The sequence below is a fragment of the bacterium genome, from assembly GCA_035308905.1.
Classification (GTDB): Bacteria; Sysuimicrobiota; Sysuimicrobiia; order Sysuimicrobiales; family Segetimicrobiaceae; genus DASSJF01.
The window spans coordinates 1-14,179 of record DATGFS010000075.1 but is presented as its reverse complement, the minus strand read 5'-3'; the positions used below and the strand labels follow the sequence as shown (position 1 = coordinate 14,179).

At 69.9% G+C, this 14,179-nt stretch carries 14 protein-coding genes; 3 read left to right on the top strand and 11 right to left on the bottom strand.

Annotated elements, in window-relative coordinates; genetic code table 11:
* The coding region (gene hutU / locus VKT83_19070; protein HLY24574.1) for a urocanate hydratase at positions 1–1,233 on the top strand (1,233 nt) is incomplete at its 5' end.
* The gene (locus tag VKT83_19065) at positions 1,230–1,892 is read left to right on the top strand and encodes a rhomboid family intramembrane serine protease (protein ID HLY24573.1); all 663 of its coding nucleotides are present in this window, start codon (positions 1,230–1,232) and stop codon (positions 1,890–1,892) included. The genes hutU and VKT83_19065, both read left to right, overlap by 4 nt.
* A gap of 22 nt (positions 1,893–1,914) precedes the next feature.
* On the opposite strand, the gene speB is transcribed toward VKT83_19065, so the two are convergent.
* The 4 genes from speB to VKT83_19045 form a co-directional block, all read right to left on the bottom strand.
* Positions 1,915–2,856, bottom strand: a complete 942-nt coding sequence (gene speB, locus VKT83_19060) for an agmatinase (GenBank protein HLY24572.1) — start codon at positions 2,854–2,856, stop codon at positions 1,915–1,917.
* Positions 2,853–3,707, bottom strand: a complete 855-nt coding sequence (locus VKT83_19055; GenBank protein HLY24571.1) for an ABC transporter ATP-binding protein — start codon at positions 3,705–3,707, stop codon at positions 2,853–2,855. The genes speB and VKT83_19055 overlap by 4 nt, the downstream gene beginning before the upstream one ends.
* The gene (locus VKT83_19050; GenBank protein ID HLY24570.1) at positions 3,689–4,306 is read right to left on the bottom strand and encodes an ABC transporter permease; all 618 of its coding nucleotides are present in this window, start codon (positions 4,304–4,306) and stop codon (positions 3,689–3,691) included. Before VKT83_19050 ends, VKT83_19055 begins: the two co-directional genes overlap by 19 nt.
* A gap of 294 nt (positions 4,307–4,600) precedes the next feature.
* The gene (locus VKT83_19045) at positions 4,601–5,533 is read right to left on the bottom strand and encodes an ABC transporter substrate-binding protein (protein HLY24569.1); all 933 of its coding nucleotides are present in this window, start codon (positions 5,531–5,533) and stop codon (positions 4,601–4,603) included.
* Positions 5,534–5,753: 220 nt separating this feature from the next.
* Between VKT83_19045 and VKT83_19040 the strand changes: the two genes are divergently transcribed.
* Positions 5,754–6,284 carry an ATP-binding protein gene (locus VKT83_19040; protein ID HLY24568.1) on the top strand — a complete coding sequence of 177 codons (531 nt, stop codon included), beginning with the start codon at positions 5,754–5,756 and terminating at the stop codon, positions 6,282–6,284.
* Here VKT83_19040 and pgl read toward each other — a convergent pair.
* The 7 genes from pgl to VKT83_19005 form a co-directional block, all read right to left on the bottom strand.
* Positions 6,193–6,963, bottom strand: coding sequence for a 6-phosphogluconolactonase (gene pgl / locus VKT83_19035; protein HLY24567.1), 771 nt, complete (start codon positions 6,961–6,963; stop codon positions 6,193–6,195). The genes VKT83_19040 and pgl overlap by 92 nt on opposite strands.
* A complete protein-coding gene (locus VKT83_19030; protein HLY24566.1) occupies positions 6,960–8,141 on the bottom strand; it encodes a glucose-6-phosphate dehydrogenase assembly protein OpcA in 1,182 nt (393 codons plus the stop codon). The genes pgl and VKT83_19030 overlap by 4 nt, the downstream gene beginning before the upstream one ends.
* Positions 8,138–9,691 (bottom strand): glucose-6-phosphate dehydrogenase, encoded by a 1,554-nt coding sequence (gene zwf, locus VKT83_19025; protein HLY24565.1) that lies wholly within the window; start codon positions 9,689–9,691, stop codon positions 8,138–8,140. The genes VKT83_19030 and zwf overlap by 4 nt, the downstream gene beginning before the upstream one ends.
* Before the next feature lie 7 nt (positions 9,692–9,698).
* Entirely contained in the window at positions 9,699–10,598 is a 900-nt protein-coding gene (gnd, locus tag VKT83_19020; GenBank protein HLY24564.1) for a decarboxylating 6-phosphogluconate dehydrogenase, read from the bottom strand.
* The gene (gene tal, locus VKT83_19015) at positions 10,595–11,767 is read right to left on the bottom strand and encodes a transaldolase (GenBank protein HLY24563.1); all 1,173 of its coding nucleotides are present in this window, start codon (positions 11,765–11,767) and stop codon (positions 10,595–10,597) included. The genes gnd and tal overlap by 4 nt, the downstream gene beginning before the upstream one ends.
* 2 nt (positions 11,768–11,769) lie before the next feature.
* On the bottom strand, positions 11,770–13,908 hold the full coding sequence (tkt, locus tag VKT83_19010) for a transketolase (protein HLY24562.1): 2,139 nt from the start codon (positions 13,906–13,908) through the stop codon (positions 11,770–11,772).
* A 167-nt stretch (positions 13,909–14,075) separates the two neighbouring features.
* The coding region (locus VKT83_19005; GenBank protein ID HLY24561.1) for an integrase core domain-containing protein at positions 14,076–14,179 on the bottom strand (104 nt) is incomplete at its 5' end.

Here is a 14,179-nt window from a genome sequence, read left to right as displayed (position 1 = left end):
TACGAGACCTTCGCCGCGCTCGCGCGGCGGCACTTCGACGGCAGCCTGCGGGGGCGCCTCGTGCTGACCGCGGGACTCGGCGGCATGGGCGGCGCGCAGCCGCTCGCGGTCACGATGAACGAAGGCGTGGCGCTCGTCGTGGAAGCCGACCCCGCGCGCATCGACCGGCGGGCGCGGGCCGGCTGGGTGGACGAGTCGACGCAGAGCCTGGACGCGGCCCTGCATCTCGCCGAACAGGCCGTACGCGAGCGGCGGCCCCGGTCCATCGCCCTACTCGGCAACGCGGCACACCTCTACCGCGAGATCCTCGGCCGCGGCGTCCCGGTGGACGTCGTCACCGATCAGACCTCCGCCCACGACCTCCTCGGCGGCTACATTCCGGACGGCCTCAGCGCCGCCGCCGCGGCGGAGCTGCGCCGGACCGACCCCGAGGGCTACGTCGCCAGGGCCGAAACATCGGTCGCGCGCCACGTCGAGGCGATGCTCGACTTCCAGCGCCGCGGAGCGGTCGTCTTCGATTACGGCAACAACATCCGTGCGCAGGCGCAGCACGCCGGCGTGGACGGCGCGTTCGGGTTTCCCGGGTTCGTTCCGGCGTACGTCCGCCCGCTGTTCTGCGAGGGACGCGGACCGTTCCGGTGGGTCGCCCTCTCCGGCGATCCGGAGGACATCCGCAAGACCGACGACCTCGTGCTCCGGCTCTTTCCCGAGCAGGAGACGCTCACGCGGTGGATCCGCCTCGCCGGTGAGCGGGTGCCGTTTCAAGGTCTGCCGGCGCGGGTCTGCTGGCTGGGATATGGCGAGCGGGCGCGGTTCGGGCTGGCGATCAACGAGATGGTCGCGCGGGGCGAGCTCCACGCGCCGATGGTAATCGGCCGCGATCACCTCGACGCGGGATCGGTCGCCTCACCTTACCGGGAAACGGAAGCGATGGCCGACGGCAGCGACGCGATCGCCGACTGGCCGATCCTGAACGCCCTCCTCAACGCGGTCGGCGGCGCCACCTGGGTCTCGGTGCACCACGGCGGCGGGGTCGGCATCGGTTACTCGATCCACGCCGGCATGGTCATCGTCGCCGACGGCACCCCAGACGCCGCGCGCCGGCTCGAGCGGGTCCTGACCACGGACCCCGGGATCGGCATCGTGCGGCACGCGGATGCGGGCTACGCGGAAGCGCAGGAAGCGGCCCGCCGGCACGGCATCGTCCGGCCGATGGAAGGAGGCACGAGATGATCCCGTTAGGCGACGTCTCCCGCCGCCCGCTGCGCTTCCCTATCCTCACGCTGATGTTAATCCTCGCCAACGGCCTCGTCTTCTTCCTCGAACTGGCCAACGGTGAAACCTTCGTGAACACGTGGGCCCTTGTCCCCGCGGACTTCCTCGCCGGCCGCCACTGGATCACCGTGCTGACGTCGACGTTCCTCCACGGCAGCTGGTCTCACATCCTCGGCAACATGCTGTTTCTGTGGGTGTTCGGCCCGGAAATCGAAGACGCGATGAACCCAGGGCGGTACCTGGTGTTCTACATCGCCGGCGGGGTGGTCGCAAACCTGGCCCAGATCGCGCTCGCACCGGCCTCGACCGTGCCGACGCTCGGCGCGAGCGGCGCGATCGCCGCGGTCATGGGGGCGTTTCTGATCACGTACCCGCGCGACCGGATTCGCACGGTGCTGCTGATCGGGTTCTTCTTCACCGTCACCTTCGTCCCGGCGTTTCTGTTGATCGGCCTGTGGTTTCTCTTGCAGCTCATCAGCGTCGGCGCCGTGACAAGCGCGCAAAGCGGCGCGGGCGGGGTGGCCTACGCGGCGCACGTCGGCGGCATCCTGTTCGGCGCGATCACCGCGCGCCTATTCGAGGACCCGGCCCGGGTGGCCGCCGAGTACAACAAGTGAACGTCAACCGGCGAGCGGCTCGCTAGCGATTAAGCGAAATCACCGACAGCAGCTCGAAGAGCACGTTCGCGGCCAGCATCGACGTGATCCCGCTTTGATCGTACGGCGGCGATACTTCTACCACGTCGAACGCGATGATGTCGAGGCCGGCAAGGCCGCGCACGAGCGCGAGCGCCTGCGCGCTCGTCAACCCGCCGACCTCCGGCGTGCCGGTGCCCGGCGCGAACGCCGGGTCGACCGAATCGATGTCGAACGACACGTACACCGGGCGGCCGCGCACGCGGTCGAGCTGCCGCAGCGCCGCGTCGACCCCGTCGTGATGGATGGCCTCGGCGCGCACCACCGTGACGCCGTGCCGCTCCCCGAACGCGAAGTCGTCCTCGTCGTACACGGGGCCCCGGATCCCGAACTGGACGGCCGCCTTCCCGTCGAAGAGGCCCTCCTCGTGGGCGCGGCGGAACGGCGTACCGTGAAAGTACCGGTTGCCGAAGTACTCCTCCCACATGTCCTGGTGGCTGTCGAAGTGCACGAGGGCGACCGGCCCGCGCGCTTTCGCCACCGCCCGCATGATCGGCAGCGTCAGCGAGTGGTCGCCCCCGACGCAGGCCGGCAGGGCGCCCGCGGTGAGAATGCCGCCGACCGCCGCCTCGACGCGCCCGTAGGTGTCGAGGATGTCCATCGGATTCGTGTCCACGTCCCCGCAGTCCGCGATCCGCAGGCGCCGGAACGGCGAGGTCTTGAGCACCGGGTTGTACGGACGGATGAGCAGCGAATTGTTGCGGACCTCTTTCGGCCCGAACCGCGCGCCGGACCGGAAGCTCACGCCGCCGTCGAAGGGGATGCCGAGGATCGCCACGTCGAGTCCCGCGGGATCGGGCTGGTACGGCAGGCGCATGAATGTCGAGAGCTGCGCGAACCGCGGCGAGCGAAACGCGTTCGGCGGCTCGAACCGCTGCGCCGTCACCCGGCGCCTCCGTCCCGGCGATAGCCGCCCTGTCCCGACAGTCCCGTTTCCAGCCCCATCGTCTTTTCGGCTTCCTCCCTGATGATGTGAAGGACGCGGCGCTTGGCCTCGACGAACCCCGGCGACATCGTGATGTCGAGCGTTCGCGGGCGCGGCAGGTCGAGCTGAACTTCGTCGCGGAACCGGCCGGGCCGCGCCGTCATCACGTACACGCGGTCGCCGAGAAACAGCGCTTCGTCGATGTCGTGGGTCACGAACAGAATCGTCTTCGGCGTCTTCTGCCAGATATCGAGCAGCAGCTCCTGCATGAAGACGCGCGTCTGCGCGTCCAGCGCCCCGAACGGCTCGTCCATCAGCAGCACCTCGGGGTCGTTCGCGAGCGCGCGCGCGATCGCCACCCGCTGCATCATCCCGCCCGACAGCTCCTTCGGGTAGGCGTGCTCGAACCCCGCGAGCCCGACCATCTGAATGAACCGCGCCGCGACCTCCCGGCAGTACGCCGCGTCGCGGCCGCGGATGCGCGGCCCGAACTCCACGTTGCCCTGCACGGTGAGCCACGGGAAGAGCGTGTAGGACTGGAACACCATCCCGCGGTCGGCCCCGGGAAGGGCGACGACATGCCCGTCCAGCCGGATCTCCCCGGTCGTCGGCGGCACGAGCCCCGCGATGAGCCGGAGCAGCGTGCTCTTGCCGCAGCCGCTCGGCCCGACGATGCTGACGATCTCGCGATCCGCGACGTCGAGCGACAGGCGGTCGATCGCGGTGATCTCGCCGCCGCCCCGCGCCCGGAACGCCACGCTGATGTCGCGCAGCGACAGCTTGAGGCCGCCGCCTACGCTTTGGGCGACCACGGCAGCAGCCGGCGATGGAGCCACTTGAACAGGAGGTCGAACCCCAATCCGAGCCCGCCGATCGTGAAGAGACCGACGAAGATGCGGTCGGTGAAGAGGCCGCGCATCGAGTTGAGGATCAAGTAGCCGAGGCCGCGGTCCGCCGAGACGATCTCGGCGACCACGAGATAGGTCCATGCCCAGCCCATCGTGATCCGCAGCGTGTCCATGACGCCGGGCAGGGTCGCCGGCAGGAGCACCCGGCGGATCACCTGCCCGCGCGAGGCGCCGAGCGTGTAGGAGACGTCGATCTGCTCGCGCGGCACGTGCGCCGCGACGTCGGCCACAAGGAGCACCAACTGGAAGAACGTACCGATGAAGATCACCGCGATCTTCTCGGAGGTCCCGATGCCGATGTAGAGGATCAAGAGCGGAATCAACGCGCTCACCGGCAGGTAGCGGACGAAGTCGATCACCGGCTCGATCAGCGCCTCGACCGCCTTGAAGGAACCCATCAGGATGCCGGTCGGCACGCCCGTGACCACCGCGAGCGCCCACCCGGTCACGATCACGTAGAGACTGGCGCCGGCGTTCTGCAGCAGGCTACCGTCTGCGATCATCTCCACGCCCGACCGGACGATCGCCGTCGGCGACGGCAGAAAGAGCGGGTCGACGAGCCCGCTGTAGCTCAGCGCGCACCAGACCGCGACGAGGCCGCCGGCGCTCGCGATGAGGATGCCGAGATAGGTCCGGCGGGGGATCGCTTCCTGCGGGCGCAGGTACTCGGAGAGGCCGCGCAGACCGCCGCGGCGGACGATGGGTCCGGACTGCGCGACGGTCAGCGCGGAGACCTCCGAGGCGGAACCGGAGACGAAGGGGCCGGCGCCGCGGCCGGCCCCCTCAGAGTGTGCCTCTTATTTCGCGAGCACGAACGAGTTGTTGACGATATCGCCCGCCGCGATCTTTGTGGCGATCTTGCCCTGCGAACTCCAGATGTCGATCGCGTTCTGCGCCGTGACGTAGATCTGGCCGCCCGGCGCCATGTATTCGCGGTTGATGCCCTCGTCATAGTAGCGCACGCCGTCCAGGGTCTCCTGGAACGTTTTCACGTCCTTGAGCCAGCCGCCCACGGCCTTCGCCATGATCCGGTCCGCGTCGGCCGGGTTCTTCTTCCAGTAGTTGACCGCCTTGTACCAGCCGGTGACCGTCGCGCGTACCGCGTCCGGATGATCCGTGATGATGCCGCGGCGGAACAGCAAGACGTCGACGATCAAGCCCGGGGTCGTGCTGCTGTCAACGAGGATGTGGCCGTGCGGCGCCCGCTTTGCGCGGGAGAGCCACGGCTCCCAAGTGACGGCCGCGTCCACCTTTCTCGCGACGAACGCGGCGCCGGCGTCGTCCTGCTGCATGTTGACGGACTTGAGGTCCTGCTCGGTCATCCCGTTCTGCCGGAGCAGCACGCTCAGGAAAAACTGCGACACCGACCCATAGTTGTACGCGACGCGCTTGCCGCGCAGATCCTTGATCGATTTGATCGTGTCGACGGACACGATGCCGTCGCCGCCCTTGCTGTCGTCCAGACCGAGCACCGACTGGAACTGGAAGTTAGGCTTCCAGTTGAGGGCCGCCGTATCGAGCGTGGTGACCAGGCCGTCGAGCCTGCCGGCGGCGAGGGCCGCGAAGCGCAGCTTCGGGTCCTCGATCTTGATGAGTTCGACGTTCACGCCCGCCTCGTCGAAGAACCGGTAGTCGCGCGCCAGAAAGAGCGGGCCGTAGCCGACCCACGTCGAGTATCCGATGCGCAGCGTCTGCGCCGCCGCCCTGGCCGGTCCTGTCGACCACGCCATGGGTCCGGCGGCGAGCAGTACGACTAGAACGAACGCCCCCCACCTGCTGCCACGCCACATCGAGGCAACACCTCCCCCACCAATCGTCCAGCAGTATTCGCGCGCCACGCGGGCAAAACCCTGCGGCGAACACCCGTACGGGGCAGGCAGGCAACAGGAGGGTAAAATACATTGATGATTGACGGCGCTGGGGGAGCTAGGATGAACGGCTGTGGCCTTGATGGAACGTGTAACGCTGCCGAGGGAAGCAACGACGCCCCGCCGGGCGCGGCACTATCTCGCGGCGCGGCTTGAGCGTCTCGGCATGCCGTCCGGCGCGATCAACGAGCTGCTCGTCGCCGTCGGGGAAGCCGTCACGAACGCCGTGATCCACGGCGGCCCCCGTGCAACCGGAACGGTATCCCGCGACGGCGTCGTCTCCGGCGCCGGCGACGTGGACTCCGCCGTCACCGAAACAGACGCCGTGATGGTGGAGCTGATGACCCGCGGCGACCGCGTCGTCGTGGCCGTCACCAGTCCCGGCCCCCGCTGGCACGTCCCCGAGGCCAGGCTGCCCGCCGATCCCCTGTCGTCGACCGGGCGGGGAATGTACGTGATGCGGCAGTTCGCGGATTCCGTACGGATCGAGCAGGACCGGCGCGGGACGACCGTCTATCTGATCAGGCGCCTGCGGCCGGATGGATCCGGGTCAGGCGGGATGCCGCGGGAGCATCCAGGAGCCATGTCACCCGGCCGTCGACGGGCCGGATAAGCGCGGCCGGTACGTCGTCAGGATCGGCCGGCCCTTCGAGCACGGCCCGCACCGCGTCCGCCTTGGTGCCCCCCGCCACGAGAAACAGGATCTCGGCCGCGCGGTTCAGCACCGGGGCCGTCAACGTCATCCGCCACATCCCGGCGTCTTCGACGAACTCCGCGATGACCGCGCGCTCACGCTCGCGGAGGACGGCGCTGTGCGGAAAGAGCGAGGCGGTGTGCGCGTTGTCCCCGAGCCCGAGCAGCACGAGGTCGAACCGCGGCCAGCCGTCGGCGGTGCGCGGCAGCTGCGCGCGCAGCGTCTTCTCGTACGCCGCGGCCGCGGCCTCGTGGTCCGGGGTGTCCCCCGGCATGGGGTACACGTGCTCCCGCGGCACGGGGACTTTCGAAAGCAGCAGATCACGCGCCACGCGGTAGTTGCTGCGTGGATCGTCCGGCGGAACGCAGCGCTCGTCGCCCCAGAACACCTCGAGGTGCTCCCACGGTACGCGCCGCCGGTACGCGTCCGACGCCAGTATCGCGTAGAGCCGCTTCGGCGTCTCGCCGCCGGACAGGGCTACGGCGCAGGCGCCGCGCGACGCCACCGCGCGCGCGCAGATCGCCGACACCCGCTCCGCCGCCTCGGCCGCGACGGCCGCCGGATCGGGAAACACCAGGACGTCCGGTGCCGCCGTCACGACGATCCCTCCGTCACGCGCAGCACGATCTCGAGCGCTTCGCGCAGTACGTGATCGATCCCGGACACCTCGAACTCGGCGCCGATGAGCGCCGCATCGTCCGCGAGCGCCAGCCCCGCGGCGGTCGTGCGGGGACGGCCGCGGCCAAGGCGGGTCTCGATCCGCACGGACGACTCGCCCGCCGATTGACGCGTCAACGAGACCGCGCACGGCTCCGCGCCGCCCGCCGTGCAATCGATCGACAGCACCGGGCCCGCGCCGCCTTCGACGTTCAGTTCGAGCCCGCCGCCGTCGCGCCAGAACAATGCGCGAAGCACTCCGCCCTCGCGGCGCGCGGGACCGGCGGGCTCCCACCCGAGGCGGCCCGCCATCCAGCCGCCCAGCAGGAGCCCGGCGATGGGATCGGCCGGCTCCGCCGAACCCGCATCCGCCCCGGCCTCGGTCCGGATGCGGATGCGGTCCAGCCGCTCGAGGGCCTGCCGCATCGGCGCCGGGTCGAAGATCTGCACGACGAGGTCGCGCCACGGTGTCAGCCGGCCCCACGTCAGATCCCGCAGGCCGCCGGAGAGCGGCGCGGCCAGGGCGACCGCGGCCCTGAGCCCGGCCGCCGGACGGCGCATCGCGGACGAGTCGACGATCAGCACGTCCGCCACCTCCGCCAGCCGGCGCAGCACGTCCGCCTCCGGCTCGGAGGACGCCGGCTCTACGTTCGTCGCGGCCGGCAGCGGAGCGAACGGCAGATCGCCGGACCACCACACGTACACGGGCAGGTCCGGCACCAGCAGCGGCAGCACGAGGCCGGGCACGCGTGCGAGGCTGCGGCCCGATGCTGAGACGATAAGCTGCTCGCAGCACACCGTGGGGCGGGGCGAGCCGGGTGCATGGCAGTTCAACGCGATCTCGGCGGCCAGCCGGTCGCCGGCGCCGGGAGTCAGATCGAGGACGATGCTGCGGGACGGATACCGCGCGCCGAGCCGCTCGGCAATCGCCGCGGCCTCCGCGACGCGGCCCTCCCGCACGACGGCGAGCAGCGTGAGCGTGCAGATCCGCGTGACCGGGGCGACGGCGGTCCCGCCGGCCCCCTCTCCGTCGAGCGACGACCACAGGCGATGGAGCTCCCGTTCGATCGCCCCGACGTCTACCCGTTCCGGAGCGCCGGCGACGCGGGTCTCGCTCACAGCCGGCGCCACCTCCGGCCGTCGCGCTCGATGATCTTCCGCGCCGTGTCCGGGCCCCACGTGCCGGCCTCGTACAACACGACCGGAGGGGGCGGGTCGGACTTCTCCCACGACGCCAGGACCGGCTCGAACAGCTCCCACGCCGACTCGACCTCGTCGCGCCGCGTAAACAGCGTCGGATCGCCGAGCATGCAGTCCAACAGCAGGCGCTCGTACGCGGTCAGCTCCTCGCCGCCGAACGCGGTGCCGTACTGGAAGCCCATGTTCACCGGGCGCAGGCTCATCGCCGTGCCGGGCGCCTTCGCGATGAACCGGAGCGCGATGCCCTCGTCCGGTTGGATGTTGAGCGTGAGGAGATTGGGCTCGCGGCCCCCCTCCGGGAACAGCGGCAGCGGCGCCTGCTTGAACTGCACGGCGATCTCCGTCGCGCGCTTCGGAAGGCGTTTGCCGGTGCGGAGGTAAAACGGCACGCCCGCCCACCGCCAGCTGTCCAGGAACAGACGCATCGCCGCGAACGTGGGCGTTCGGGACGCCGGGGCGACGCGGGGCTCGGCACGGTAGCCCGGCACGTCCTCGCCGCCGACCACCCCGGCCGCGTACTGGCCCAGCACCACCTCCGACTGCACGTCGTCGGGGGTGAACCGGCGCGCCGCCCGCAGCACCTTCACCTTCTCGTCGCGCACCTGGTCCGGCTCGAACGCGACCGGCGCCTCCATGGCGACGAGGGTCAGCAGCTGCACCATGTGGTTCTGCACGATGTCCCGCACGACGCCGGCGGTCTCGTAGTACCCGGCGCGCTCCTCGACGCCGCCGGACTCCGCGACGGTGATCTGCACGTGGTCGATGTAGTGCTGGTTCCACAGCGGCTCGAAGATGCCGTTGGCGAACCGGAAGACCAGGATGTTCTGCACCGTCTCCTTGCCGAGGTAGTGGTCGATCCGGTAGATCTGTCCCTCGCGAAAGACACGCAGCAGCGTGCGGTTGAGGGCCTGCGCGCTCTTGAGATCGCGCCCGAACGGCTTCTCCACGACCACGCGCGTCCACGGCCGCCGCCCGTCCCCGCGGCTCGATCCCGCGCGATCGACGAGGCCGTGCCGGTCCAGCTGCTGGATGATGTCGCCGTAGAACTCCGGCGCGGTCGCGAGGTAGTACAGGCGGTTGCCGGCGGTCCCCCGCTCCTGGTCCACACGCTCGAGTGTCGCGCGGAGCCTTGCGTAGCCCTCCGCGTCGTGGAACTCCGCCTGTACGTAAAAGAGTCCCTGCGCGAACGCGTCCAACAACGCGCGCCTGCCCGCGTCCGGGGTGGCGCCGAGGATCGCCTCGGCCATTTCGGCCCGGAAGACTTCGTCGGTCTTGGGCCGCCGGGCGACCCCCACGATCGCGAGGTTCGGCGGGATCATCCCGAGCCGCGCGAGCGTGTAGAGGGACGGCATGAGCTTCTTCTGCGTGAGGTCGCCGGTGGCGCCGAAAATGACCACGGCGCATGGATCGGGCGTGCGCCGCAGCCGCAGGCCTTCCCGCAGCGCGAACGGCGTCGAGACCGTGCTCATCCGGGCGCTACTTCTTCGGCTTCACGGCGTGGCCGCCGAACTGCTTGCGCAGCGCCGCGATCACCTTGTCGCCGAAGTCTTCTTCTTCCCGCGAGCGGAGCCGCTGCAGCAGCGACAGCGTGATCACCGGCGCGGGGACGTTGCGGTCAATCGCCTCCTGCACCGTCCACCGGCCCTCCCCGGAATCCTCGACGTAGCCGCGGATCGTCTCCATATTGGGATCGTCGGCGAACGCCCGCTCCGCCAGCTCGAGCAGCCAGGAGCGCACGACGCTGCCGTGGTTCCACAGCGTGCTGATCGCCTTGAGATCCAGCCGGAACGGCGCCTGATGCAGGATCGCGAAGCCTTCCGCGTAGGCTTGGAGCATCCCGTACTCGATGCCGTTGTGGATCATCTTCACGTAGTGGCCGGCGCCGTTCGGCCCGGCGTGCAGATACCCGTCCTCGGGCGCGAGGTCGCGGAACACCGGCTCGACCATCTTGACCGGCTCCGGGTCACCTCCAACCATCAAGCAGTAACCAACTTGAAGTCCCCAGATGCCGCCGCTCGTCCCGACGTCGATATAATGGATGCCTTTCGCCTTGGCGGCCGCGGCCCGCCGGATCGAGTCACGGTAGTTGGAGTTGCCGCCATCGATGACGATATCTCCCGGCGCAAGCAGCGGCGTCACCTCTGCGATCGTTTGCTCGGTCGCGTCGCCCGCCGGCACCATCATCCATACGATCCGAGGCGGCTGCAGCTGCCCGACGAGCTCGGCGATCGACGCCGCGGGGGTCGCCCCTTTGGCCTTCACCTCGGCCCGGACCTCGGGCCGCCGCGCGAACACCGAGATGGTGTGCCCGCGCTGCAGGAGCCGGGTCACCATGTTGCCGCCCATCCGTCCAAACCCGACGAACCCGAGCTTCATCGGCGCCCTCCCGCCTTCACGTCCTGGCCCCGCGAGCTGATCGCCTTCATCAGCTGGTTGAACGAGTCCGCGAACGCCTGCACGCCGGCGTCGAGCACCGCCTGCGTGATCGCGTCGATGCTGAGCCCCAGCTCGTGCAGCTTCGCGAACACGCGGTCCGCCTCGTCAACACCCTGGGTCACCGCGTCGGGCGCCACGCGCCCGTGATCCCGCAGCGCCTCGATCGTCTGCGGCGGCAGCGTGTTGATGGTGTCGCGGCCGACGAGCGTCTCCACGTACAGCAGGTCAGGGTACGCGGGGTTCTTGGTACTGGTGCTGGCCCAGAGCGGCCGCTGCACGCGGGCGCCCCGGCTGGCGAGCGCCTTCCAGCGCGCGCCGCCGAAAGTCTCCTGGAACAGGCGGTACGCGAGCTTGGCGTTGGCCACGGCGACCTTGCCGCGCAGAGCGCGCAGCGCTTCGGCCTGTTCCGGCGGCGCGGCCGCGGCCCGGGCCTCGAGCCGCTTGTCCGCCTCGGTGTCGATCCGGCTCACGAAGAAGCTCGCGACCGACGAGATCTGGTGGACCGGCTGGCCGGCGGCGACCCGCCGTTCGAGGCCGCGCAGATACGCCTCCTGCACCTTGCGGTAGGCGTCGATCGAGAAGAGGAGGGTGATGTTGATGTGGCGGCCTTCCGCGATCATCTCCTCGATCGCCGGGAAGCCTTCCGCGGTGCCCGGGATCTTCACCATCACGTTCGGCCGGCCGATTAGGGTGTTCCAGCGGCGGACCTCCTGAATCGTCCCCTCGGTGTCGTGCGCGAGGAGCGGCGAGACCTCGACCGAGACGAACCCGTCCGCCCCGCCCGTCGCGTCGTGCACCGGACGCAGCGTATCCGCCGCCGCGCGAATGTCGTCGACGACCAGCGCCTCGTAGATCTCGGTCGTGCTCTTCCCGTCCGCGGCGAGGCGGGAAATCTGCTCGTCGTAGTCGTGGCTGCCGGTGATCGCCTTCTCGAAGATCGTCGGGTTGCTCGTCACGCCCCGGATGCCGCCCTCGACCATCCGCTTGAACTCGCCGGATTTGAGGATCCCGCGATGAATGTAATCGAGCCACACGCTCTGCCCCGCGTCGAGCAGCTCGCGAATCGCGTCGCGGGCGCGGCCCGCCTTGCCGCCTGTGCTGTCGGTCATCGTCATGCCTCCCCTGTCACCCCGGCTGCGCGGGGGGGTCCGGCCGGTTGGGCCATCGTGCGCGTCCGCTCGAGCGCGGCCTTCGCGGCCGCGACCACGTGATCGACGGTAAAGCCGAGTTCTTTCAGCACCGTGGGGCCCGGCGCCGAGGCGCCGAACCGGTCGATCCCGATGATCGCGCCCTCCGGGCCGACCCATTTGTCCCACCCGAACGACGCCGCGGCCTCGACGCTTACGCGCGCCCGCACGTCCGGCGGCAGCACCTGATCGCGGTACGTCTCGGGCTGCGCCTCGAACAGCTCCCACGACGGCATCGAGACCAGACGGCTGCGGACGCCGTCCGCCGTGAGCCGCTGATGCGCCTCGAGCGCAAGCGCGACCTCGGATCCGGTGGCGATCAGAATCAGCTCCGGACCCCGGCCGCCGCCAGCGGCGCCGCCGTCCGCTTCGGCGAGCACGTACGCGCCCCGCGCCACGCCGGACGCGGGCCCGAGCGCCTGGCGGTCCAGCACCGGCAGTTTCTGCCGCGAGCAGACGAGCGCGGTCGGACCGCCGGTGCGCCGCAGCATCGCGCGCCAGGCTTCGACGGTCTCCGTGGCATCCGCGGGCCGCAGCACCACGAGGTTCGGGATCGCGCGCAGGCTCGGCAGGTGCTCGATCGGCTGGTGCGTCGGTCCGTCCTCGCCGAGCCCGACGCTGTCGTGGGTCCATACGTAGAGGACGTCGAGGTGTGACAGCGCGGCGAGGCGCACGCTGGGGCGCATGTAGTCGGAGAAGACGAGAAACGTCGCGCCGTACGGCCGGAGGCCTCCGTGCGCCGCCATGCCGACGAGCGCGGCGCCCATGGCGTGCTCGCGGACGCCGAAGTGCACGTTGCGGCCTTCATACCCCCAGGGGCCGCCGGAGTCGCCCTGCACGCCGTCGTGGGGCATATCCGGACTTTCGAAGTCGCCCTCGCCTTTGAGCTGCGTGAATGTCGACGGGTCGAGGTCCGCCGACCCGCCGACGAGCGTGGGCACCGCCTTGGCGATCGCGTTCATGGCTTTGCCGGACGCTTCGCGGGTCGCCATCGGCTTGTCCGCCGCGCTGAACGACGGAAGCTTGGATTCCCATCCGCCGGCCGGCCGCCCGGCGAGCGCCTGCTCGAACTCGCGGGCCGCGTCCGGCAGCGCCTGCCGGTAGGCGTCCATGCGGTGCTGCCATTCCGCGGCGAGCGCCTCCCCGCGCGGCACCGCCCGCCGGAACACCGCGAGCGCCTCGTCGGGAATGTAGAACGTCTTGTCCTCCGGCCACCCGTACGCGCGCTTGGTCGCCTTGACCTCGTCTTCGCCGAGCGGCTCGCCGTGGGCCTTGAACGTGTCCTGCTTGTTCGGGCTGCCGAAGCCGAGGTGGGTGCGCACGACGATCAGCGACGGCTTCGACAGCTCGGCCTTGGCCGCTTCGATCGCGCCGTCGAGCGCCGAGAGATCGTTGCCGTCCGCGACGCGCTGCACGTGCCAGCCGTAGGCGTCGAACCGGCGGCCGACGTCCTCGCTGAACGTCACCGACGTCGTCCCGGAGAGGCTCACCAAGTTCGCGTCATAGAGCACGATCAGCCGACCGAGCCGGAGATGCCCGGCGAGCGACGCCGCCTCCGCAGCGACGCCTTCCATCATGTCGCCGTCGCTCGCGATGACGTACGTGCGGTGGTCGACGATCGTGTGTCCCGGCCGGTTGAACCGCGCCGCGAGCCACCGCTCGGCGATGGCCATGCCAACGCTGTTCCCCACGCCCTGGCCGAGCGGTCCGGTGCTCACCTCGACCCCGGGCGCGCAGTGGCGTTCGGGGTGGCCGGGCGTGCGGCTGCCCCACTGGCGGAATCGCTTGATGTCATCGAGCGTGAGATCGTATCCGGTAAGGTGCAGCATGCTGTAGAGCAGCATGCTCGCGTGGCCGGCCGAGAGCACGAACCGGTCGCGGTCGGGCCAGTCGGGATTCTTGGGATGGTAGCGCATGTGCCGGGTCCAGAGCAGATAGGCCATCGGGGCAGCGTCCATCGGCGCGCCCGGATGCCCGGAGTTCGCCTTTTGCACCGCGTCGATCGCCAAGGTCCGGATCGTATTGATGCAGAGTTGATCGGTGGCCTGCGTGCTGGTCGACATGATCTGCTCCCGGAGGCCGTTGTGGCGCGCGAAGGTACTCTTTCCTATATTTGTTCCACTTGACCGCCGCTCCAACGCGGCACGGTCACCACGCCTATTCTACGATTGCAGAAGGGCCGCTGTCACGGCGCTGTACTGGTCCAGTAGATCCGAAAGACTTTGCCTCCTCATGAGCGTGTGGCAGGCTGCGCCGCCTTCCAGCGGCGGATGTACTCGTTCGGAGTCAGGTAGCCGAGCGCCTGGTGCGGCCGGACGTTGTTATAGGTCTCCT

Coding starts and splice junctions, on each gene's coding strand:
- VKT83_19065 (HLY24573.1), top strand. CDS start 1,230: ATGATCCCGTTAGGCGACGTCTCCCGCCGCCCGCTGCGCTTCCCTATC.
- VKT83_19050 (HLY24570.1), bottom strand. CDS start 4,306: ATGATCGCAGACGGTAGCCTGCTGCAGAACGCCGGCGCCAGTCTCTAC.
- VKT83_19045 (HLY24569.1), bottom strand. CDS start 5,533: ATGGCGTGGTCGACAGGACCGGCCAGGGCGGCGGCGCAGACGCTGCGC.
- VKT83_19040 (HLY24568.1), top strand. CDS start 5,754: ATGGAACGTGTAACGCTGCCGAGGGAAGCAACGACGCCCCGCCGGGCG.
- zwf (HLY24565.1), bottom strand. CDS start 9,691: ATGAGCACGGTCTCGACGCCGTTCGCGCTGCGGGAAGGCCTGCGGCTG.
- gnd (HLY24564.1), bottom strand. CDS start 10,598: ATGAAGCTCGGGTTCGTCGGGTTTGGACGGATGGGCGGCAACATGGTG.
- tal (HLY24563.1), bottom strand. CDS start 11,767: ATGACCGACAGCACAGGCGGCAAGGCGGGCCGCGCCCGCGACGCGATT.
- tkt (HLY24562.1), bottom strand. CDS start 13,908: ATGTCGACCAGCACGCAGGCCACCGATCAACTCTGCATCAATACGATC.